The sequence below is a fragment of the Agrococcus sp. GW821-FHT14H11 genome, from assembly GCF_058803545.1.
The window spans coordinates 178,004-198,615 of sequence record NZ_JBXAPA010000001.1; the positions used below are offsets into that span (position 1 = coordinate 178,004).

At 72.7% G+C, this 20,612-nt stretch carries 19 protein-coding genes; 6 read left to right on the forward strand and 13 right to left on the reverse strand.

What is annotated here, in order from left to right:
- Positions 1-60: 60 nt before the first annotated feature.
- The 11 genes from AC1RNL_RS00885 to AC1RNL_RS00935 all read right to left on the reverse strand — a co-directional run bounded on the left by AC1RNL_RS00885 (position 61) and on the right by AC1RNL_RS00935 (position 10,545).
- A complete protein-coding gene (locus AC1RNL_RS00885; RefSeq protein WP_492934177.1) occupies positions 61-1,353 on the reverse strand; it encodes an RNA polymerase sigma factor in 1,293 nt (430 codons plus the stop codon).
- Entirely contained in the window at positions 1,350-1,712 is a 363-nt protein-coding gene (locus tag AC1RNL_RS00890) for a YciI family protein (RefSeq protein WP_492934178.1), read from the reverse strand. Before AC1RNL_RS00890 ends, AC1RNL_RS00885 begins: the two co-directional genes overlap by 4 nt.
- 21 nt (positions 1,713-1,733) lie before the next feature.
- Complete coding sequence (locus AC1RNL_RS00895) at positions 1,734-2,183, reverse strand: YciI family protein (protein WP_492934179.1); 450 nt, start codon at positions 2,181-2,183, stop codon at positions 1,734-1,736.
- Positions 2,184-2,225: 42 nt separating this feature from the next.
- Complete coding sequence (locus AC1RNL_RS00900) at positions 2,226-2,939, reverse strand: hypothetical protein (RefSeq protein ID WP_492934180.1); 714 nt, start codon at positions 2,937-2,939, stop codon at positions 2,226-2,228.
- A 24-nt stretch (positions 2,940-2,963) separates the two neighbouring features.
- The gene (gene guaA, locus AC1RNL_RS00905; protein WP_246990372.1) at positions 2,964-4,535 is read right to left on the reverse strand and encodes a glutamine-hydrolyzing GMP synthase; all 1,572 of its coding nucleotides are present in this window, start codon (positions 4,533-4,535) and stop codon (positions 2,964-2,966) included.
- Positions 4,535-5,062, reverse strand: coding sequence for a DUF3817 domain-containing protein (locus tag AC1RNL_RS00910; protein WP_310122059.1), 528 nt, complete (start codon positions 5,060-5,062; stop codon positions 4,535-4,537). The genes guaA and AC1RNL_RS00910 overlap by 1 nt, the downstream gene beginning before the upstream one ends.
- 10 nt (positions 5,063-5,072) lie before the next feature.
- Positions 5,073-5,918: an SURF1 family cytochrome oxidase biogenesis protein gene (locus AC1RNL_RS00915; RefSeq protein WP_492934181.1), complete on the reverse strand. Its 846-nt coding sequence runs from the start codon at positions 5,916-5,918 to the stop codon at positions 5,073-5,075.
- A gap of 24 nt (positions 5,919-5,942) precedes the next feature.
- Positions 5,943-7,727 carry a glycerol-3-phosphate dehydrogenase/oxidase gene (locus AC1RNL_RS00920; RefSeq protein ID WP_128190488.1) on the reverse strand — a complete coding sequence of 595 codons (1,785 nt, stop codon included), beginning with the start codon at positions 7,725-7,727 and terminating at the stop codon, positions 5,943-5,945.
- 38 nt (positions 7,728-7,765) lie between these two features.
- The gene (locus AC1RNL_RS00925; protein WP_146355622.1) at positions 7,766-8,890 is read right to left on the reverse strand and encodes a GuaB3 family IMP dehydrogenase-related protein; all 1,125 of its coding nucleotides are present in this window, start codon (positions 8,888-8,890) and stop codon (positions 7,766-7,768) included.
- Positions 8,891-8,965: 75 nt separating this feature from the next.
- Complete coding sequence (locus AC1RNL_RS00930; protein WP_492934182.1) at positions 8,966-9,682, reverse strand: PadR family transcriptional regulator; 717 nt, start codon at positions 9,680-9,682, stop codon at positions 8,966-8,968.
- Positions 9,679-10,545: a DUF4097 family beta strand repeat-containing protein gene (locus AC1RNL_RS00935; RefSeq protein ID WP_492934183.1), complete on the reverse strand. Its 867-nt coding sequence runs from the start codon at positions 10,543-10,545 to the stop codon at positions 9,679-9,681. The genes AC1RNL_RS00930 and AC1RNL_RS00935 overlap by 4 nt, the downstream gene beginning before the upstream one ends.
- Positions 10,546-10,866: 321 nt before the next feature.
- On the opposite strand from AC1RNL_RS00935, the gene AC1RNL_RS00940 reads away from it, so the two are divergent.
- Positions 10,867-11,766 (forward strand): hypothetical protein, encoded by a 900-nt coding sequence (locus tag AC1RNL_RS00940; RefSeq protein WP_246990368.1) that lies wholly within the window; start codon positions 10,867-10,869, stop codon positions 11,764-11,766.
- 118 nt (positions 11,767-11,884) lie between these two features.
- Here the strand turns inward: AC1RNL_RS00940 and guaB are convergent, their stop codons facing one another.
- Complete coding sequence (gene guaB / locus AC1RNL_RS00945) at positions 11,885-13,393, reverse strand: IMP dehydrogenase (RefSeq protein ID WP_128190092.1); 1,509 nt, start codon at positions 13,391-13,393, stop codon at positions 11,885-11,887.
- 243 nt (positions 13,394-13,636) lie between these two features.
- Between guaB and AC1RNL_RS00950 the strand changes: the two genes are divergently transcribed.
- Genes AC1RNL_RS00950 through AC1RNL_RS00965 form a run of 4 tightly spaced genes read left to right on the forward strand, consistent with a single transcriptional unit; the run spans position 13,637 to position 17,780 of the window.
- Positions 13,637-15,010, forward strand: a complete 1,374-nt coding sequence (locus AC1RNL_RS00950; protein ID WP_492934184.1) for an ABC transporter permease subunit — start codon at positions 13,637-13,639, stop codon at positions 15,008-15,010.
- Between the two features lies 1 nt (position 15,011).
- Positions 15,012-16,028: a branched-chain amino acid ABC transporter permease gene (locus AC1RNL_RS00955; RefSeq protein ID WP_128190090.1), complete on the forward strand. Its 1,017-nt coding sequence runs from the start codon at positions 15,012-15,014 to the stop codon at positions 16,026-16,028.
- Positions 16,021-17,004, forward strand: coding sequence for an ABC transporter ATP-binding protein (locus tag AC1RNL_RS00960; protein ID WP_492934185.1), 984 nt, complete (start codon positions 16,021-16,023; stop codon positions 17,002-17,004). The genes AC1RNL_RS00955 and AC1RNL_RS00960 overlap by 8 nt, the downstream gene beginning before the upstream one ends.
- On the forward strand, positions 17,001-17,780 hold the full coding sequence (locus AC1RNL_RS00965) for an ABC transporter ATP-binding protein (RefSeq protein ID WP_146355630.1): 780 nt from the start codon (positions 17,001-17,003) through the stop codon (positions 17,778-17,780). The genes AC1RNL_RS00960 and AC1RNL_RS00965 overlap by 4 nt, the downstream gene beginning before the upstream one ends.
- Positions 17,781-17,946: 166 nt before the next feature.
- Here AC1RNL_RS00965 and AC1RNL_RS00970 read toward each other — a convergent pair whose 3' ends face one another.
- Positions 17,947-19,221, reverse strand: coding sequence for an ABC transporter substrate-binding protein (locus AC1RNL_RS00970; RefSeq protein WP_128190087.1), 1,275 nt, complete (start codon positions 19,219-19,221; stop codon positions 17,947-17,949).
- Positions 19,222-19,462: 241 nt separating this feature from the next.
- Here AC1RNL_RS00970 and AC1RNL_RS00975 point away from each other — a divergent pair, with 241 nt between their 5' ends.
- On the forward strand, positions 19,463-20,596 hold the full coding sequence (locus AC1RNL_RS00975; protein ID WP_364195166.1) for an AI-2E family transporter: 1,134 nt from the start codon (positions 19,463-19,465) through the stop codon (positions 20,594-20,596).
- Positions 20,597-20,612: the final 16 nt, after the last annotated feature.

Consider the following 20,612-nt stretch of genomic DNA (forward strand, 5'->3'; position numbering starts at 1 on the left):
CCGCCGCCCCGGTCGCCGCGGGCGGGCTGGCGCGGGCGGCCCTCGGCGGACGGCCCGGGCTCAGCGCCCCGCGGCCGCCCGCGCGAGCAGCACGGCGCGCTCGCGGGCGTTCTGCGCCCGCTCCGCCGCGAGCGCGAACGCCTCCCGTGCCTCCGCGTCGCGCCCGAGGCGCGCGAGCAGCTCGCCGCGCACCGACGGCAGCAGGTGGCCGGCCCTGAGCGCCCGCTCCCCCGCGAGCGCGTCGACGATCGCGAGCGCCGCCGCCGGCCCCTCCGCCATCGACACGGCGACGGCCCGGTTGAGGGCCACGACCGGCGACGGCGACAGCTGCAGCAGCCCGTCGTAGGCGGCGACGATGCGCGCCCAGTCGGTCGAGGCGACGTCGGATGCGACAGCGTGGCACTCGGCGATGGCCGCCTGCAGCCCGTACGGGCCGAGGCCGCGGCCGAACCCCTCCGCCCGGCGCAGCGCCGCACGCCCGCGGCGGATCGCCGCGCGATCCCAGCGGCGCCGGTCCTGGTCGGCGAGCAGCACCGGCTCGCCGTCGGCGCCCACGCGCGCCGGGAAGCGGGCGGCGGTGAGCTCGAGCAGCGCCAGCAGCGCGTGCACCTCCGGCTCCTCCGGCTGCAGCGCGGCGAGGATGCGCGCGAGCCGCACCGCCTCGCGGGCGAGGTCGGGCCGCATCCACTCGTCGCCGGCGGTCGCGGCGTGCCCCTCGGTGAAGATGAGGTAGACGACGCCGAGCACCGCCCCCAGCCGCTGCGCCCGCTCGGCGCGGGCGGGCGTCTCGAACGGCACGCGCGCCTCGGCGAGCGCCTGCTTCGCGCGCACGATCCGCTGCTGGATCGTCGCCACGGGCACGAGGAAGGCGCGCGCGATCTCGGCGGTCTCGAGGCCCGCGACGACGCGCAGGGTGAGGGCGACGCGCGCCTGCGGGCTCAGCACCGGGTGGCACGCGGTGAGCACGAGCCGCAGCACGTCGTCGTCGATCGCGTCCGGATCCCAGGGCACCGCATCCGCCTCCTCGTGCTCGGCGCGCTCGAGGTCGTGGGCGATCGCGGCGAGGCGGTCGTCGTAGCGCTCGCGCCGGCGCCAGTGGTCGATCGCCTTGCGCTTCGCGACCGCGGTGAGCCAGGCCGCACCGTTCCGGGGCGCGCCCTGCGCGGGCCACTGCACGAGCGCATCCGCGAGCGCCTCCTGCGCGAGATCCTCGGCGAGCGCGAAGTCGCCCGTGAAGCGCGTGAGCGTCGCGACGATGCGCGCCGACTCGATGCGCCAGACGGCGACGACGGCGCGGCGGGCCGAGTCGTCGGCCCGCCGCGCCCGGTCGTCACCGGTCGCCGGCTCCGTCACCGGCGCAGGTCCTCCTCGCCGTGCACCCGCCGCAGCTCGAGCTTCGTGCCGGGCCCGAGCGGTGCCCGGCTCGCCCACTCGACCGCGGCGTCGCGCGAGGGCACGTCGATCACCCAGAAGCCGTTGCAGAGCTCCTTCGTCTCGCCGTAGGGGCCGTCGGTGACGAGCGGCGGGTCGGCGGAGAAGTCGACGACGATGCCGGTGCCGGGGCTCGCGAGGCCCTGCGCGCTGACGAGCACGCCCGCGTCGGCCATGGCCCGGTTGTACCGGCCCATCCGCTCGAGCATCGCCTGGAAGGGCGCGTCGCGTCGCTCGACGGCCGCGGCGTCCTCGTCGCGCATGATGAGCATGAACTGCATGAGCCGCTCCTCGCCGGCCCCTCAGCCCGCGACGCCGCCGGGCGCGTCCGCGGCCTTGCGGGCCGCCTGCTCCTCGCGCCAGCCCTCCTCCTTCTGCACCCACTCGTTGTCGGCCGGGAAGTCCTCGGGGCCGGTCACGCGTCGCACCTCGAGCCTCGCGCCGGGGCCGAGCGGGCAGCGGCTCGCCCACTCCGCGGCCTCCTCCTTCGACGACACCTCGAGGATCCAGAAGCCGTTGAACAGCTCCTTCGTCTCCCCGTACGGGCCGTCGGTGACGAGCGGCGGGTCGGCCGAGAAGTCGACGACGAAGCCCTCCGAGGCATCCGACAGGCCCTCGCCGGCGATGAGCACGCCCGCCTCCATCATCGACTCGTTGTACTTCCCCATCGCCTCGATGACCTGCTCGAAGGGGATCTCGCGATACGTGGCGACGGCGTCGTCGTCCGCGCGCATGATGAGCATGTACTGCATGGTTCCTCCTGTGATCCGGGGGCCGTCGTCCGACCCTCTCACTCACTGCGTCGAACGGGAACGGCTCGGATCGACATCGGTGGCGGATGCGCTCCGGCGGGCCCGGCGGTCGGGTCCGGTGGCCGCCGCCACGGTCCACCCCGCGGCGATGGCCGACGCCGCGACGATGCCCGACGGCAGGGTGCCGAGCGACGACATCGCCGCCGCGCCGAGCAGCAGCAGCATGGCGCCGGCGAGCTGCAGCGTCGCGAGGCGCGGGAACGCGCCGACCGCCCGCACGCGCAGGCCCACGAACGCGAGCGCGCCCGCGAGGGCGGTGCTGAGGGCGGGGACCATGGCGCGCTCGGCCCACATGGCGACGCGCGACGCCTCGTAGCTGACGCCGCCCGCGTCGTGCACGAGCGCGTCGACGAGCAGCAGCGCGAAGAGCACGATCGTCGGCGCGACCGCGATGATGCCGATCGCCGCCAGCTGGCCCGCGCGCTCGCGCGGCGCATCCCAGGTGGCGCGCACGATGAGCGCCGCCCAGCCGAGCGCGAGCGCGCCGAGCGCGACGATGCCGATCGCCGGCCACAGGAGCGCCGCCTGGTCGTCGCAGACCCAGTCCTCGCCGACGAACGCGCAGCCGAAGCGCAGCCGCGCCTGCAGGTAGCTGGCCGGCGACAGCCCGACGAGCACGCTGGCGACGAAGCCGATCACGAGCGTCCAGAGCGCCGTGGCGCGAGCCGCTCGCGTGCGCGCCGTGTCCCGGGTCATGCGCCCATCATGCTCCTGTCGGCGCTACTCCCACTCGATGGTGCCCGGCGGCTTCGACGTGACGTCGAGCACGACCCGGTTGACCTCGGGCACCTCGTTCGTGATGCGGTTCGAGATGCGCGCGAGCACGTCGTAGGGCAGCCGCGTCCAGTCGGCGGTCATCGCGTCCTCGCTCGAGACGGGGCGCAGCACGACGGGGTGGCCGTAGGTGCGGCCGTCGCCCTGCACGCCCACCGAGCGCACGTCGGCGAGCAGCACCACGGGGCACTGCCAGATCTCGCCGTCGAGGCCGGCGGCCGACAGCTCGGCGCGCGCGATCGCATCCGCCCGCCGCAGCGTGTCGAGGCGCTCCTCGGTGACCTCGCCGATGATGCGGATGCCGAGGCCCGGGCCGGGGAACGGCTGCCGGCCGACGATCGCCTCGGGCAGGCCCAGCTCGCGGCCGATCGCGCGCACCTCGTCCTTGAACAGCGCCCGCAGCGGCTCGATGAGCTGGAACTGCAGGTCGTCGGGCAGGCCGCCGACGTTGTGGTGGCTCTTGATGTTGGCCGCGCCCGTGCCGCCGCCCGACTCGACGACGTCGGGGTAGAGCGTGCCCTGCACGAGCCAGCGGATCGGCTCGCCGTCGGCGGCCGCCTCCGCGGCGAGGTCGCGCTCGGCCTGCTCGAAGACGCGGATGAACTCGCGCCCGATGATCTTGCGCTTCTCCTCCGGGTCGGTCACTCCCTTGAGCGCCTGCATGAACCGCTCCCGCGCATCCACCGTCACGAGCCTGACGCCCGTGGAGGCGACGTAGTCCTCCTCGACCTGGCGGCGCTCGTCCTGCCGCAGCAGGCCGTGGTCGACGAAGACGCAGACGAGCTGGTCGCCGATCGCCTCGTGCACGAGCGCGGCAGCCACGGCCGAGTCGACGCCGCCCGAGAGCGCGCACAGGACCTTGTCGGAGCCGACCTGCTCGCGGATGCGCGCGACCTGCTCCTCGATGATGTTCCCCGAGTCCCAGTCGCCCGGGAGCCCGGCGATCTCGTGCAGGAACGACGACAGCACGCGCTGCCCGTGCTCGGAGTGCTTGACCTCCGGGTGCCACTGCACGCCGGCCATCCTCCGCTCGCGGTGCTCGAAGGCGGCGACCGGGGTGTCGGCGGTCGTCGCGAGCACCGTGAAGCCCTCCGGCGCCTCGGAGACCGAGTCGCCGTGGCTCATCCACACCGTCTGCGCCTCGGGCTGGCCGTTGAGCAGCGTGCCGGGCGCGTCGACGGTGACGGCCGTCGAGCCGTACTCGCGGTTGCCGGTGCGGGCGACCGTGCCGCCGAGCTGCGCCGCCATCACCTGGAAGCCGTAGCAGATGCCGAACGTCGGCACCCCGAGCTCGAGGATGCCCTCGTCGAGGCGGGGCGCGCCCGGCTCGTAGACGCTCGACGGGCCGCCCGAGAGCACGATCGCCGCCGGATCCTTGGCGCGCACCTCCTCGGCGGTGATCGTCGAGGGCACGATCTCGCTGTAGACGTCGGCCTCGCGCACGCGGCGCGCGATGAGCTGCGCGTACTGCGCGCCGAAGTCGACGACGAGCACGGGGCGCTGGGCGGTGTCGGACATCAGGACTCCCGGTGGGCGGAGGCGGTGGCGGATGCGCTGTCCCGGGCGGCCCTCTCGGCCTCCAGGCGAGCGACGTCGGCGAGCGCGATGCGGTGCATGCGGCGCTCGACGAAGAAGGAGAGGAACGGCACGACGCCGCCGGCGGCCATGGCGAGCAGGCGCGCGAACGGCCAGCGCAGCAGGCTCCAGAGGCGGAACGACGCGAGCAGGTAGACGACGTAGATCCAGCCGTGCACGATGAGGATCGCGAGCGAGATGTTGAACCCGTCGCCGAGCGAGACGATCTCGCAGCCCATGCCGCCGGGCACGAACAGCGAGTACCACTGGCACCCGTCGCCGGGCACGACCGGCTGCAGCGACAGCGGGCCGCCGGAGCCGCCCGAGAAGACCTCGACGTGGCTCGGCGCGTACTTCAGCACCATCTCGGCCACGAGCAGCAGCAGGAAGACGCCCGTCACCCACGACATGACGCGGTAGAAGGTGACCGCGGAGCGGATCTGCGGGAGCTGGTCGATGGGGCGCGGCACGGTGTCCAGCCTATCCGCGCGCGGGTGCGCCGCCGGCGGCGGCAGCGGCTGCCTCCGCGTCCTCGATCGCCTCGACCTCGCGCTCGAGGGCGTCTTTGACGAGCCGGTACCAGAGGTAGAAGGCGAACAGCATGAAGGCGATCCACTCGACGGCGTAGAAGATGTTGAGCGCGTTCAGCTGGGTGTCGACGACGGGCCGCATCGACACGATCGGCTCGCCGCCCGCGTCGAGGGCCCCGGATGCGGCTGCCGACGGCTCGTCGAGGATCGCGTACGTGCCGTAGACGCGGCCGTCCCAGCCCTCCCACTCGTTGATGAGCGCCGCGACGCTCATCGCCTCGCGGGTGTCGCCCTGGATGTCGCCCATCGTGGGCGCCTCGGTCGGCATCAGCCGCCCGACCAGCTCGGCCGGCGCATCCGCCGCTCCCGCCGCGAGCGCGGCGGCGTGCGCCTCGGCCGCCGCCGGCTCGGCGAACCACGCGACCGCGACCGGCAGCGAGACGGGCTCCCCCGAGGGCTGCTCGGCGAGCACGCGGCCGATCACCCACGTGCCCTGCGCGTCGTGCTGCGTGCGCCCGGCGAGGGTGTCGAAGTCGCCCGGCGCCCACGCGCCCGAGAACGACACCATGCGGCCGCCCGCCTCGGTGGTGAGGGATGCGTTCGGCTCGGCCACGCTCGTGAGCGGCACCGCGGTCTCGGTGTCGCGCTCGTCGGCCTGGCCCTGCTCGACGGCCCGCTCGATCTGCCACTGGCCGAGCAGCGCGAAGACGGCCGCGACCGCGAGGCAGCCCAGCAGCGCGGCGATCCAGCGCGGCCGCACGGCGACCTGCCGGAAGGTGGGGATGGAGGCGCTCATAGGCACGCCCATCCTACCGGCGGATCAGGCCGCCGGCTCCTTCCGCGTGCCCACGGTGTCGGCCGTCGGCAGGGCGCTCAGCGGGATGATCTCGGGCGCCTCGGTGCGCGCGCGGTCGGCCGACTCGTCGTCCGGCAGCTGCTGGCTCGCGAGCTCGGCCGCCACCCGCTTGTTGTAGGTGTTGATCTCCTTCTCGATGCGCGCCTCGTCCCAGCCCAGCACCTCCGCCATGATGCGCGCGGCGACGGGCGCCGCCGCGACGCCGCGGTCCCACGACTCGATCGAGATGCGGGTGCGGCGGGCGAGCACGTCGTCGAGGTGCAGCGCGCCCTCGTGGGTGCAGGCGTAGCGCACCTCGGCGCCGATGTAGTCGTCGGCCCCGGGCAGCGGCTCGGCGAGCTGCGGCTCCTGCTTGATCATGTCGAGCAGCTCGTCGGTGAGCACGCCGTAGCGGTTGAGCAGGTGCTCGACGCGCGCCTTGTGCAGGCCGAACGCGCGCGCGATCTTCGCGCGCTTGTTCCAGGCGGCGCGGTAGCCGGTCGCGCCGAGCAGCGGGATCTGCTCGGTGCACGACTCGGGCACCTTGCCGTCGATGGCGCTCACGGCCTCGTCGATCGCATCCTTGGCCATCACGCGGTAGGTGGTCCACTTGCCGCCGGCGACGAGCACGAGGCCCGGCACCGTGTGCGAGACGTGGTGCTCGCGCGACAGGTTGGCGGTCGACGAGCCGTCGCCCGCCGCGAGCAGCGGCCGCAGCCCCGCGTAGACGCCCTCGACGTCGGCCCGGGTGAGCTTCGTCGCCAGCACCTTGTTGACGTTGTCGAGGATGTAGTCGATGTCGGCCGCGGTCGCCGCCGGGTGCGCCTTGTCGAGGTTCCAGTCGGTGTCGGTCGTGCCGAGGATCCAGTGGCGGCCCCACGGGATGACGAAGAGCACGCTCTTCTCGGTGCGCAGCAGCAGCCCCATCTCGGAGTGGAAGCGGTCGCGCGGCACCACGAGGTGCACGCCCTTCGAGGCGCGCACCTTGAACTCGCCGCGCTCCCCGACCATCGCCTGCGTCTCGCCCGTCCAGACGCCGGTCGCGTTCACGACCTGCTTCGCGCGGATCTCGAACTGCTCGCCGGTCTCGTAGTCGTGCGCCTGCACGCCCACGACCCGCTCGCCGACCTTCAGGAACCCCTCCGCCCGCACGCGGCTCGCGACGTGGGCGCCGTAGAAGGATGCGGTGCGCGCGAGCTCGGCGACGTAGCGGGCGTCGTCGACCTGGGCGTCGTAGTACGTGAGCCCGCCGACGAAGGCGTCGGGGTCGAGCGACGGGATCTGCTTGAGCACCTGCTTCTTCGTGAGGTGCCGGTGGATGGGCACGCCCGGCTTCATGAAGCCCGTGTAGCTGAAGATGTCGTACAGCGCCATGCCGGCGCCGATGTAGGCGCGCTCGATGAGCGGCTTCTCGAGCGGGTACAGGAACCGCACCGGCTTCGCGAGGTGCGGCGCGATGCGCTGCAGCAGCAGGCCCCGCTCGATGAGCGCCTCGCGCACGAGGCCGAAGTTCAGCTGCTCGAGGTAGCGGATGCCGCCGTGGATGAGCTTCGACGAGCGGCTCGACGTGCCCGACGCGAAGTCGCGCGCCTCGATCAGGCCCACGCGCAGGCCGCGGGTGACCGCGTCGAGCGCGGCGCCCGTGCCGACGATGCCGCCGCCGATCACGAGCACGTCGACCTCGCGGTCGCGCATGGTGGCGATCGCGGCGGCGCGCTCCTCCGGGCCGAGCTTCCTCGACCGACTGACGCTGTTGGTGGTCTCCGACATGGCTCCTCCTTGGTTGCTCGCCCGAGTGCCGGGCGGATCTAGCGCGGCGGGTTGGCCTCCACGACCACGTCGATCCGCTGGAACTCCTTGAGGTCCTTGTAGCCGGTCGTCGACATGGCCTTGCGCAGGGCGCCCATGATGTTGGCGGTGCCGTCGGCCGACGGCGACGGGCCGTTCAGCACGACGTCGAGCTGGCCGACCTGGTCGACCTGCACGCGGTTGCCGCGAGGCAGCTTCTGGTTGTGCGCCTCAGGGCCCCAGTGCCAGCCCCGGCCCGGCGCATCCGTCGCCCGCGCGAGCGCGGTGCCGAGCATGACGGCGTCGGCGCCGCACGCGAGCGACTTCACGATCTGGCCCGACGTGCCGAGCGAGCCGTCGGCGATGACGTGCACGTAGCGGCCGCCCGACTCGTCGAGGTAGTCGCGGCGCGCGGCGGCGACGTCGCTCACCGCGGTCGCCATGGGCGCGGCGACGCCGAGCACCTTCTCGCTCGTCGAGGCGGCGCCGCCGCCGAAGCCGACGAGCACGCCCGCGGCGCCGGTGCGCATGAGGTGCAGCGCCGCCGTGTAGGTCACGACGCCGCCGACCACGACCGGCACGTCGAGCTCGTAGATGAAGCGCTTGAGGTTGAGGGGCGCGCCCGACTCGGCCGAGACGTGCTCGGCGCTCACCGTCGCGCCGCGGATGACCATGAGCTCGACGCCCGCGGCGAGCACGGTCTCGTAGTGCTCCTGCACCGCCTGCGGGCTCAGGCTGCCGGAGACGACCACGCCGGCGTCGCGGATCTGCGCGAGGCGGTCGCGGATGAGCTCGGGCTTGATGGGCTCGGCGTAGATCTCGCGCATGCGGTTCGTCGCGAGGTCGGCGGGGAGCCCTGCGATCTCGGCGAGCAGCGGCTCGGGGTCGTCGTAGCGGGTCCAGACGCCCTCGAGGTTGAGCACGCCGAGCCCGCCGGCCCTGCCGAGCGCGATCGCGGTGGCGGGGCTCATCACCGAGTCGGTGGGTGCGCCGAGCACCGGGATGTCGAACTTGAAGGCGTCGATCTGCCACTGCAGCGACACGAGGTCGCTGTCGCGCGTGCGCCGCGACGGCACGATGCTGATGTCGTCGAAGCCGTAGCCCATCCGGGCGCGCTTGCTGCGGCCGATCTCGATCTCCGTCACGCTCCCCAGCCTATCCCGGGCCGCCCCGGAGCCGACCCAGAGCCGCCCGGGAGCGCCCCCAGCGCCGCCCGATGCTCAGAGCACGCTCTTGATGCGCAGCAGCGCCGCCTGCAGCTCGTCGCGCACCCGGGTCGCGGCCGCGGCCGACATGCGCTCGCCGCGGTCGGCGCGCACCGCCTCGCGCACCTGCTGCCTGAAGTCGTTGAGCGCGAGGTCGACGTCGTGGATCGCGATGCGCGCGGCCGCCCGCCCGGGCGCCGACAGCGCATCCGCCCGCTCCTCCGGCTCCGGCCGCGGTGCGCTCCACGGGTTCTGCACCGGCCGCTCGGGGGGTGCGGATGCGTCGGGCCGGGCGGGCTCGGGAGGCCGCGGCGCGCTCGACCACGAGAGCGCGCTCGGCGCGCTGCGCGCATCGCGCTCGGCCGCGGCGAGGTCGGCCCGCAGCGCCTGCATGGCGCTCTTGACGCCCGCCCGCACGTCGGAGGCCATCCGCCGCACCGAGTCGGTGATCTCGCCCTCGAGGTCGCGCAGCTCGCCCTGCCGGGCGGCGAGCTCGGCGCGGCCGGCGTCGGTGATCTCGTAGGTGGTCTTGCGGCCGTCGGCGGTCTTCGTCAGCAGCCCCTCCTCCTCGAGCTTCGCGAGCCGCGGGTAGATGGTGCCCGCGCTCGGCGAGTACGTGCCGCCGAAGCGCTGCTCGAGCGCCTGCATGAGCTCGTAGCCGTGGCGCGGCGCCTCGGCGAGCAGGCTCAGCAGGTAGAGGCGGAGCGCCCCGTGGCCGAAGACGGGCGTCATGCGTCCCTCCGCACGACGGTGATGTCGCCCGAGACGGTGTTGGCCGAGAAGCCGAAGGCGCTCGCGCCGTCGATCGTCTCGCTGCCGCCGCGCTTCGGCAGCGAGCGGCCGACGACGCTGCCGCGGCCCGAGACGGTGCGCGTGGTGGCGCGCACGCCCTGGCCGGCGTCGAGCCGCAGCGTCACGTCGGCCGAGACGGTGTTGGCCGAGATGCTGCGGGGCGAGCCATGCACGTCGAGCAGCACCTCGCCGCTGACGGTGTCGACGCCGATGTCGGTGAGGGCGCCGCTCGCGGTGACGTCGGCCGAGACCGCGTGCACCGAGAGGGAGCCCGCGCCGCCCGAGACCTCGACGTCGCCGGAGACGGTGTTGAGGTCGAGGTCGCCGCGGTGCGACTCGACCTGCAGCGGGCCCGACACGGTGCTGAGGGTCGCCTGGCCGCTGAGGCCCGAGACGAGGGCGGATGCGCTCACCTGGCCGAGCGACAGCGCCACCTGCCGGGGCACGAGGATGCTCAGCTCGACCCGGGCGCGCACGCCCACGAGGGCCTTGACCGACTCCCACACGTCGTCCCAGCTCACGCGCGGGTGCGCGATCGAGAGCCGCCCCTGCTCGAGCGTGACGGTGAGGTCGCGCCCCTCGACCTTGTGCACCTCGACGCGCGCGGTCGGCTCGTCGTGCCCGACGATGTCGACGCTGCCGCCGACCACGCCGACGCGCAGCGACTGCACCGCGTCGAGGTCGATCACGCGGCTCTGGCCCTCGGCGATCGTCCACCGCTCGGTGATCGCATCGGCGCCCGAGGCGCCCGCGCCCGATGCGCTGCGCGGCCTCGTGTCGCCGCTCTCCCACTGCTGCTCCATGCTGAGCTCCTCCCGCTCACTCGCGATATATCGCGTCTGCTGCGACACACGATATATCGCGTCTTCGCGCCGCACAACCCCGAGTTCGCAGACGTGCCGCGCCCATCCGCCATGCGCCTCTCGCCGCGCCCCTGCGGCAGCGAGTGGGGCAGGTGCGCCCGAGCGGGGCGGGCGCGCCGGCCCCGCTCAGGCGCAGCCGCCCCACTCGGCGAGCGTGGCGAGCTCGCGGGCAGCGATGGTCGCCGCGGAGCGAGGCGGCCGTTGTGCACACCGCGGCGCGCGGCCGGATGCGCGGGCGGACGGATGCGGCACGGTGCGCGCATGGACCTCGACATCCTCGCCGCCGACGCCGGGGAGCCGATGCGCCTCCGGCGCGCTCCCGACCTGCGGCGCATCCGGCGCGGCGCCTACGTCGACCGGGCGGCGTACGCGGCGCTCCCCGAGCACGGCCGGCACGCGGTCGCGGTGCGCGCCGTCGCCCTCACGCGTCCCGGCGCGGTCTTCGCCCGCGAGTCGGCGCTCGCCCTCGCCGGGCTGCCGCACGGGCGGCCGCGCGAGGTGTTCACGATCGGCGACCCCAGTGCCTCGGGTCGCCGCCACGGCGTGGTCAGCGCACGCGTCGCCATCGCCGACGACGACGTCATCGTCGAGGACGGCATCGCGCGCTGCACCACCGCATACGCGCTCGCGCACCTCGCGCGGGTCGGACGCCAGGTGGACGCGGTGAGCGCGCTCGACGAGGCGCTCCGGCTCGAGGTGGCCACCAGGGAGGAGGTGACGGATGCCCTCGGCCGCCAGGGCCCGCGGGGCCGGCGACGCGCATCCTGGGTGCTCGCGTTCGCCGACCCGCGCTCGCAGTCGGTGGGCGAGTCCTGGAGCCGCGTGGCGATCCACCGCATCGGCGCGCCGGCACCGCAGCTGCAGGTCGAGGTCGCCACGCGGCTCGGCGCCCGCTACCCCGACTTCCTCTGGGAGCGGCCCGGCATGCGGCCGCTGGGCGGCGAGTTCGACGGCGCGTGGAAGTACGGCGTGATCGCGGAGGCGGACGGCGTGCAGCCGGTCGACGCGGTGATCGCCGAGAAGCGCCGCGACGACGCACTGCGCGAGCACATCGACACGCTGCACTGGATGTGGGACGCGGCGCAGCGCCCCGAGCTGCTGCGCGCGATGCTCGCGCAGGCGCACCTGCCCGTGCGCAGCGCCCTGCTGCCCGGCTGGTGAGCCCCCGCGCCAAGTCGGCGCCGCCGACTGGGGCAGCTGCGCCCCGCTGGGGCGGGCGCGCCGGCCCCGCTCGGGCGCGAGCGCCCCACTCGCCGAGGCGGCAGCGCGACGCGCGCGGCTACCGGCGGTAGTTCGGCGCCTCGACCACCATCTGGATGTCGTGGGGGTGCGACTCCTTGAGGCCCGCGGCGGTGATCTGCACGAAGCGGCCCTTCTGCTGCAGCTCCTCGATCGTGCGCGCGCCCGTGTAGAACATCGACTGCCGCAGGCCGCCGACGAGCTGGTACGCGACCGAGCCGAGCGGGCCGCGGTACGGCACCTGGCCCTCGATGCCCTCGGCGATCAGCTGCTCGTCGCTCGGCACGTCGGCCTGGAAGTAGCGGTCGCGCGAGTACGACGTCTTCTTGCCGCGCGTCTGCATCGCGCCGAGCGAGCCCATGCCGCGGTACGTCTTGAACTGCTTGCCGTTCACGAGCACCAGGTCGCCCGGGCTCTCGTTGGTGCCGGCGAGCAGCGAGCCGAGCATGACCGACGAGCCGCCGGCGACGAGGGCCTTCGCGATGTCGCCCGAGTACTGCAGCCCGCCGTCGGCGATGATCGGGATGCCGGTGCCCGCGTCATGCGCGGCGCGCGCGGCGTCGTAGATGGCCGAGACCTGCGGCACGCCGACGCCCGAGACGACGCGGGTGGTGCAGATCGAGCCCGGTCCGACGCCGACCTTCACGGCATCGACGCCCGCCTCGATGAGCGCCGCGGCGCCCTCGTAGGTCGCGACGTTGCCGCCGATGATGTCGATCTCGGCGAAGCGCGGGTCGCCCTTCAGCCGCGCGACCATGTCGAGCACGCCCTGGCTCTCGCCGTTGGCGGTGTCGACGACGATCACGTCGACGCCGGCCTCCGCGAGCGCCTCGGCCCGCTCGAACGCGTCGCCGAAGAAGCCGATCGCGGCGCCGACGCGGAGCCGCCCGTGGGCGTCCTTCGTCGCGTTGGGGTACTGCTCGACCTTGTCGAAGTCCTTCACCGTGATGAGGCCGCCGAGGCGCCCGTCCTCGTCGATGAGCGGCAGCTTCTCGAGCTTCGTCTGGTGGAAGATCTCGAAGGCGTCCTCGCGGGAGATGCCGACCTTCGCGGTCTTGAGCGGCGACGGGGTCATCACGTCGCGCACGAGCGTCGTCGCGAACTCGTCGCGGGGCACGAAGCGCATGTCGCGGTTCGTGACGATGCCGACGAGCACGCCCGTCTCGTCGACGACCGGCAGGCCCGAGACCTTGAACTCGCCGCAGATGCGGTCGACCTCCTCGATCGTCGCGTCGGCGTGCGTCGTGACGGGGTCGGTGATCATGCCCGACTCCGACCGCTTCACGCGGTCGACCATCCCGGCCTGGTCGGCGATCGAGAGGTTGCGGTGCACGATGCCGATGCCGCCCTGGCGGGCCATCGCGATGGCCATGCGGTCCTCGGTCACGGTGTCCATCGCGCTCGACACGAGCGGGATGGCGAGGCGGATGCGGCGGGAGAGCCGCGTGCCGGTGTCGGCCTCGCTCGGGATCACATCCGTGCGGCCCGGCAGCAGCATGACGTCGTCGTAGGTGAGGCCGATCGGCCCGAACGGGTTGCGCATCTCCATCGCCTCCATCGTATCGATTCGGTTACGGTCCAGCGGCATCCCGGTGAAGAACGGCGCAGGGCTCTGCAATTGGACGATCGGCGGTCCAGGCGGCCGCTACTGTGTCACCACCGATGTAACGGGCATCCTGCGAACCGCATTCCTGCGGCCCCGCCCGCCCCACAGCATGGAGGACATGTGAAGACGTCCAGCAGACCGCGACGGAGCGGGCTGCGGCGAGCGATCGCCGTTGCCCTGGCCGTCATGGGGATGGTGGCAGGAGGCGCGACCGCGGTCGCCGCCGCTCCCCTCCCCGCGACCGAGCAGCCCAGCCCGTTCAGCTTCAACGGCATCATCCGGGACGGCCAGGAGCCGGTCGAGGGCGTCGCGATCACCGTCACCGGCAACGGGGTGGATGAGACGGCCGAGACGGGCGCGGACGGCCGGTGGTCGATCGGCGTGCCCGAGCGCGGCACCTACACCGTCTCGATCGACACGTCGACGCTGCCCGAGGGGCTGACGCTCCGCGATCCGTCGTTCGAGAGCCGCGAGTTCGAGATCGGCGGCTCGAGCTCGGTGGGCGTGCTGTTCCCGTTCGGCGAGTCCACGGGCGGCTCCGGCGGCACCGGTGGCAACACCGGCACCGGCGGCAACACGGGCACGGGCGGCGAGGGCGGCACGGGCGGAGAGCCCGCGACCGGCGGCGAGGGTTCGCCGGGCGGCGAGACCTCCACGGGCACCTCCTCGAACGACTTCGGCTCGCAGCTGCTCTCACGCATCATCTCGGGCCTCAACTTCGGCCTGCTGCTGGCCCTCGCCGCGATCGGCATCACGCTCATCTTCGGCACCACCGGCGTCAACAACTTCGCGCACGGCGAGCTGCTGACCTTCGGCGGCATCGTCTTCTACGTCACGACGACGCTCGTGAACTGGCCGGCCTGGATCGCGATCGTCTTCACGCTCGCCGCCTCCGCGGCCTTCGGCTGGCTGCACGACTGGGGCATCTTCAAGCCGCTGCGGCGCCGCCGCGTGGGGCTCGTGCAGGTGCTGATCGTGACGATCGGCCTCTCCATCGCGCTGCGGTACTTCTACCAGTTCCTCATCGGCGGCGGCACGTACGGCCTCTCGGTCGACCGCGGCCCGGTCCTGCAGATCGGCCCCGTGCTCATGACGACGTCGAACGTCGTCAGCACCGTCATCGCGATCGTCGTGCTCATCGCCGTCGGCCTCTTCCTCACCCGCACGCGCATCGGCAAGGCCACGCGCGCGGTGAGCGACAACGCGAGCCTCGCCGCCGCATCCGGCATCGACGTCGACCGGGTCATCCGCATCGTCTGGGTGCTCGCGGGCCTCCTCACCGGCGGCGCGGGCATCCTCTACACCTACTTCATCGGCGCGAACATCAAGTGGGACGTGGGCTTCACGATCCTGCTGCTGCTCTTCGCCGGCGTCACCCTCGGCGGCCTCGGCAGCGCCTTCGGCGCGCTCGTCGGCGCGGTGATCATCGGCCTCGTCACCGAGATCTCGACGCTGTTCATCGCACCCGACCTGCGCTACGCGATCGCGCTGCTGGTGCTCATCCTCGTGCTGCTCTTCCGACCGCAGGGCATCCTGGGTCGACGGGAAAGGATCGGCTGACATGGACTTCCTCAGCATCCTCAACACCGCTGCGGGCGAGATCCTCTCCCCCACCACGGCCGCCTTCGCGCTCGCGACCATCGGCCTGAACATCCACTTCGGCTACTCGGGCCTGCTGAACTTCGGCCAGGCCGGCTTCATGGCGATCGGCGCGTACGCGTTCGCGATCTTCACGATGATGGCCGACCCGACCGCGACGCTCGGCTGGCCCGCGTGGCTGTCGTTCCTCACCGCGGTGATCGTCGCGATCGTGGCGGCGGTGGTGTTCGCGCTCATCCTCGGCATCCCGACGCTGCGGCTGCGCGGCGACTACCTCGCGATCGTCACGATCGCGGCCGCCGAGATCATCCGCTTCACCGTGCGCACGCAGGACCTCACCGCCGTCACGGGCGGCTCGCAGGGCCTGCGCGGTCAGGACTACAAGGGCGACTTCGACGCCATGAACCCCCTGACCGGCACGACCTACGGCTTCGGCCCGTGGACGGCGACCGCCTACGACACCTGGGTGCGCATCATCGCGTGGTCGCTCGTGATCGTCGCGCTCGTGCTCGTGTGGCTGCTCATGCGCAGCCCGTGGGGCCGCGTCATCAAGGGCATCCGCGAGGACGAGGATGCGGTGCGCTCGCTCGGCAAGAACGTCTACAGCTACAAGATGCAGGCGCTCGTGCTCGGCGGCACGATCGGCGCGATCGCCGGCGTGATGTTCGTGCTGCCCCGCGCGGTGCAGCCCGACAACTTCGCGACCACGATGACCTTCTACATCTGGACGGCGCTGCTGCTCGGCGGCGCGGCCACGGTGTTCGGGCCGCTGCTCGGCTCGATCCTCTTCTGGGTGCTGCTGTCGTTCACCGGCGGCGTCATCAACGTGCTCCACGGCATGGGCCTCTTCGGCGACATGTCCGGCTCGCAGGCCGGCCAGATCCGCTTCGTGCTCATCGGCGTCGCACTGATGCTGCTGGTGGTCTTCCGACCACAGGGCATCCTCGGCAACAAGAAGGAGCTGTCGTTCCATGTCTGACACGACCACACCTCCCCGCACGCATCCGCTCGTCGAGGGCGAGGTGGCCCCCGGCTGCAAGAAGGTCGACGCGATCGTCGTCGCCGACGGCGTCGTGCGGCAGTTCGGCGGCCTCACGGCCGTCGACGTCGAGCACGTCGAGATCCCGCGCGGCATGATCACCGCGCTCATCGGCCCGAACGGCGCCGGCAAGACGACCTTCTTCAACCTGCTCACCGGCTTCGACCGCCCCAACAAGGGCACCTGGTCGTTCGAGGGGCAGTCGCTCGCCCACGTGCCGAGCCACAAGGTGGCACGGCGCGGCATGGTGCGCACCTTCCAGCTGACGAAGTCGCTCGGCCGCTTGACGGTGCTGCAGAACATGCTGCTCGGTGCGCGCGACCAGCGCGGCGAGGGGATGTTCGCGGCGCTCGTGAAGCCGCTGTGGAAGGCGCAGGAGCAGGCCAACACCGAGCGGGCCGACGCGCTGCTCGCCCGCTTCAAGCTCGACGCGAAGCGCGAGGACTACGCGGCGTCGCTCTCGGGCGGCCAGCGCAAGCTGCTCGAGATGGCGCGCGCGCTCATGAGCGAGCCGACGCTCGTCATGCTCGACGAGCCGATGGCCGGCGTGAACCCCGCGCTCACCCAGTCGCTGCTCGACCACGTGAAGGGCCTCAAGGACGACGGCATGACGGTGCTCTTCGTCGAGCACGACATGCACATGGTGCGCCACATCTCGGACTGGGTGATCGTGATGGCCGAGGGCCGGGTCGTCGCCGAGGGCCCGCCCGAGACGATCATGCAGAACCAGGCCGTGGTCGACGCCTACCTGGGCGCCCACCACGACACCGACCTCGGCACGCTCACGAACCAGCAGGTGGCGCAGATCCACCACGACGCCGACGCGGACGTCGACGCCGACGACGCATCCGCGCCGACGACGGATGCGTCGGCCGCGTCCACGACGGACGCCGACCAGGAGGAGGGCAGGCGATGACCGCGACCCCCGTGCTCGAGACCAAGGAGCTGGTGGCCGGCTACCTGCCGGGCGTCAACATCCTCAACGGCTGCTCGATCGTCGCCAACCAGGGCGACCTGATCGGCATCATCGGCCCGAACGGCGCCGGCAAGTCGACGCTGCTGAAGGCGGTGTTCGGCCAGGTGAACATCCGCGAGGGCAGCGTGCTGCTGAACGGCGACGACATCACCGGCCTCAAGGCCGACCGGCTGGTCGGCAAGGGCGTCGGCATGGTGCCGCAGAACAACAACGTGTTCCCGTCGCTCACCATCGAGGAGAACCTCGAGATGGGCCTGTTCCAGCAGCCGCGCATGTTCAAGGAGCGCTTCGAGTTCGTCGGCGGCCTCTTCCCCGAGCTCGTGAAGCGTCGCAAGCAGCGCGCCGGCAGCCTCTCGGGCGGCGAGCGGCAGATGGTTGCGATGGGCCGCGCGCTCATGATGGACCCGGCGGTGCTGCTGCTCGACGAGCCGAGCGCGGGCCTCAGCCCCGTGCGCCAGGACGAGACGTTCCTGCGCGTCGCCGAGATCAACAGCCACGGCGTGACGATCGTCATGGTCGAGCAGAACGCGCGACGCTGCCTGCAGATCGCGCACCGCGCCTACGTGCTCGACCAGGGCAAGGACGCCTACACCGGCACCGGCCGCGAGATGCTGAACGACCCGAAGGTCATCCAGCTCTACCTCGGCACGCTCGCGACCGACGTCGAGGAGAAGGCGCGCACGACGTCGCAGCCGACGGTCGACCCGGGCGTCTGAGGCGCCGGGACGGCACGAGGAAGGGCCCCGCTCGAGAGAGCGGGGCCCTTGGTCGTGGAGTGGTGGTCTCGACTCGTGCGGCGCCCTGCGGGCGCTGCACGGCTCGACCGGCGGGGGACGCGAAGAGGGCCCCGCCGGAGCGGGGCCCTCTCGTCGCAGGGGCGGGTCACTCGTTGAGCGAGCCCTCCTCGGCGTTCAGGAAGGTGTACTTGTTGTCGGCGCCGTACTGGTAGATGCCGATGAAGGCCTCCGTCGGGTCGCCGTTCTCGTCGAACTCGATCGGACCCGAGGGGCCGTCGTAGTCGATGTCCTCGCCGGCCTCGATCAGCTCCAGGCACTCGGCCACGTCGGTGCACTTCGTGCCCTCGGTGGAGACCGCCTGCATGTTGTCGCGGATCGTGATCGGGTCGGCGCTGCCGCCCTGCGCGGCCGCGAGGGCTGCCAGGATCACGGCGTCGTACGACTCGGGGCCGTAGGAGAAGTCGCCCAGCTCGGGGTCCTGCTCCAGCAGGCGGTCCTTGAAGCCCTCGTCGGCGGGGTTGCCGGGCAGCGTGCCCTTGGCGCCCTCGAGCGTGCCCTCCGGGAAGTTGTAGTCGTTCGACAGGTTGCCGTCGACGAAGTACATGCCGGAGGACGGGAAGCCCTGCGTCGCGAGCTCGGGCACGATCTGCGCCGTCTCGGCGAACGCGATGATCGCGATCGCGTCGGGGTCGCCCTGCATGAGCTCCGACACCTGCGACGTGAAGTTCGTGTCGCCCGGGTTGTAGAGCACGTTGCCGGTGACCGTGCCGCCGGCGGCCTCGACCGCCATCGCCGCGTTCTCCTGCAGGCCCGTGCCGTACGGGTCGTTGATCGTGATGAACCCGACGCTCGCGGCGCCGTCGCCCGTCATGAGGTTGCCGAGCACGCGGCCCTGCAGCACGTCGGAGGGCGCGGTGCGCCAGTAGAACCCGTCGTCCTCGTAGTCGGAGAAGTCGGGCGACGTGTTGGCCGGCGAGATCTGCACGACCTGCGCGTCGATCAGCTGGTCGATGAACGTGAAGGACACGCCCGACGACGCGGCGCCGATGACGACGTCGGCACCGGCCGAGACGAGCTCGCCCGCCGAGGCGGTGGCGATGTCGGTCGTGGTGTCGCCGGAGTCGCGGTGCTGCACGTCGACCTCGAACTCGAAGCCAGCGGCCTCGAGGTCGGCCGCCGCCAGGTCGACGCCCGCGAACTCGGGCGGGCCGAGGAACGCGAGGTTGCCGGTCTGGGGCAGGATCGTGCCGACGACGAACGAGGTGTCGACCTCGCCGCCCTCGTCGGGCCCTGCGGATCCGGACGGCGCCGGCGTGGTGCCGCCGCCGGCGCAGGCTGCGAGCAGCAGGACGCCGGCGGTCGCGGCGCCGAGCGCCGCGGCACGACGGGGGTGCCCGGTGGTGCGAAGGAAGGACTGCATTGTGCTCCTAATTCCTCTGGAGGTGCGCGCTTGAGCGTGCATTGGCACAACAGTAGGCGAGCGGCGGACCGTTTTCGGCCGATCCGCGTTACGTCCTGGTAACGGTCTTGGCGCATCCGACCCCCGCTCGGGCGATCCTCGGGCGGCGCTGAGGGACGCAGGTGCGCACGGCAGTCCCCCGCCTCGCGACCAGCGCGCAGGCGCGCGCGGGTAGCGTTGCCGCGACGGCGAGGAGCGCGACATGGGACTGTTCAGGCAGAGGACCGCCACCGAGGTCGAGCTGGCCGACCGGAGCGATCGGGCACGGCTGTGGGGCGACACGTTCGGCCGGTTCGCGACACGGGCGCTGCAGGGCATCATCGTCGTCGTCGCGGTCGCCGGCGTCGTGTTCGCGATGACGCAGCTGACGCTCGTCATCATCCCGGTGACCATCGCGCTCATCCTCGCCTCGGCGTTCGCGCCCGTGATGCGCTGGATGCGCCGCAAGGGCGTGCCGAGCGGGCTCGCGACCGCGGGGGCGATGCTCGCGATCGCGCTCGCGCTCGGCGGCGTGGTGTGGCTCGTCGTGAACGCCGTGCGCTCGCAGCTCGACGAGCTCGTGGCGCAGACGTCCGAGGGCATCGACCAGGTGATCGACTGGGTCTCGACCCTCCCCTTCGCGCCCACCGACGAGCAGATCCAGCAGGGCCGCGACGCGGTCGTCGACTTCCTCACGAGCTCGCAGTTCGGCTCGGGCGCCGTCGCCGGCGCCGCCGCCGCGGCCAACTTCCTCACCGGCCTCGTGCTCATGCTCGTGGTGCTGTTCTTCTTCCTCAAGGACGGCCCGCGCATCTGGGAGTTCCTGCTGCGGCCGCTCGAGGGCGAGCGCTACGCCCGCGGCAAGCGCATCGGCCGCCGCACCGTCGACACCCTCGGCGGCTACGTGCGCGGCACGGCGACGGTCGCGCTCGTCGACGCGGTCGGCATCGGCGTCGTGCTCGCCTTCGCGCAGGTGCCGCTCGCGCTCCCGCTCTCGGTGCTCGTGTTCCTGCTCGCGTTCATCCCGCTCGTGGGCGCCACCGTCGCCGGCGCGCTCGCGACCCTCGTGGCGCTCGTCGCGAACGGCCCCGTCGTGGCGCTCGTGGTCCTCGCGGCCGTCGTGCTCGTGAACCAGCTCGAGGGCAACTTCCTCCAGCCGGTCGTGATGGGGCGCTCGCTGCAGATCCACGAGCTCGTCATCCTCATCGCCCTGACCGTCGGCACGGTGCTCGGCGGCATCGTCGGCGCCGTGCTCTCGGTGCCGATCGCGGCCGTCGCGTGGGGCATCGTGCAGGTGTGGGACGGCGAGGACCGCCCGGCCAGGATGTTCCGGCAGAAGCGGCCGGAGCTCGCGTAGCCGGTCGCCGCGCGCC

Bases quoted from the DNA above. Each gene is read 5' to 3' on its own strand.
- AC1RNL_RS00890 (WP_492934178.1), bottom strand. From the start codon at position 1,712: ATGCAGTTCATGCTCATCATGCGCGACGAGGACGCCGCGGCCGTCGAG.
- AC1RNL_RS00895 (WP_492934179.1), bottom strand. From the start codon at position 2,183: ATGCAGTACATGCTCATCATGCGCGCGGACGACGACGCCGTCGCCACG.
- AC1RNL_RS00900 (WP_492934180.1), bottom strand. From the start codon at position 2,939: ATGACCCGGGACACGGCGCGCACGCGAGCGGCTCGCGCCACGGCGCTC.
- guaA (WP_246990372.1), bottom strand. From the start codon at position 4,535: ATGTCCGACACCGCCCAGCGCCCCGTGCTCGTCGTCGACTTCGGCGCG.
- AC1RNL_RS00915 (WP_492934181.1), bottom strand. From the start codon at position 5,918: ATGAGCGCCTCCATCCCCACCTTCCGGCAGGTCGCCGTGCGGCCGCGC.
- AC1RNL_RS00920 (WP_128190488.1), bottom strand. From the start codon at position 7,727: ATGTCGGAGACCACCAACAGCGTCAGTCGGTCGAGGAAGCTCGGCCCG.
- AC1RNL_RS00930 (WP_492934182.1), bottom strand. From the start codon at position 9,682: ATGACGCCCGTCTTCGGCCACGGGGCGCTCCGCCTCTACCTGCTGAGC.
- AC1RNL_RS00935 (WP_492934183.1), bottom strand. From the start codon at position 10,545: ATGGAGCAGCAGTGGGAGAGCGGCGACACGAGGCCGCGCAGCGCATCG.
- AC1RNL_RS00940 (WP_246990368.1), top strand. From the start codon at position 10,867: ATGGACCTCGACATCCTCGCCGCCGACGCCGGGGAGCCGATGCGCCTC.
- guaB (WP_128190092.1), bottom strand. From the start codon at position 13,393: ATGGAGATGCGCAACCCGTTCGGGCCGATCGGCCTCACCTACGACGAC.
- AC1RNL_RS00950 (WP_492934184.1), top strand. From the start codon at position 13,637: ATGGGGATGGTGGCAGGAGGCGCGACCGCGGTCGCCGCCGCTCCCCTC.
- AC1RNL_RS00955 (WP_128190090.1), top strand. From the start codon at position 15,012: ATGGACTTCCTCAGCATCCTCAACACCGCTGCGGGCGAGATCCTCTCC.
- AC1RNL_RS00960 (WP_492934185.1), top strand. From the start codon at position 16,021: ATGTCTGACACGACCACACCTCCCCGCACGCATCCGCTCGTCGAGGGC.
- AC1RNL_RS00965 (WP_146355630.1), top strand. From the start codon at position 17,001: ATGACCGCGACCCCCGTGCTCGAGACCAAGGAGCTGGTGGCCGGCTAC.
- AC1RNL_RS00970 (WP_128190087.1), bottom strand. From the start codon at position 19,221: ATGCAGTCCTTCCTTCGCACCACCGGGCACCCCCGTCGTGCCGCGGCG.
- AC1RNL_RS00975 (WP_364195166.1), top strand. From the start codon at position 19,463: ATGGGACTGTTCAGGCAGAGGACCGCCACCGAGGTCGAGCTGGCCGAC.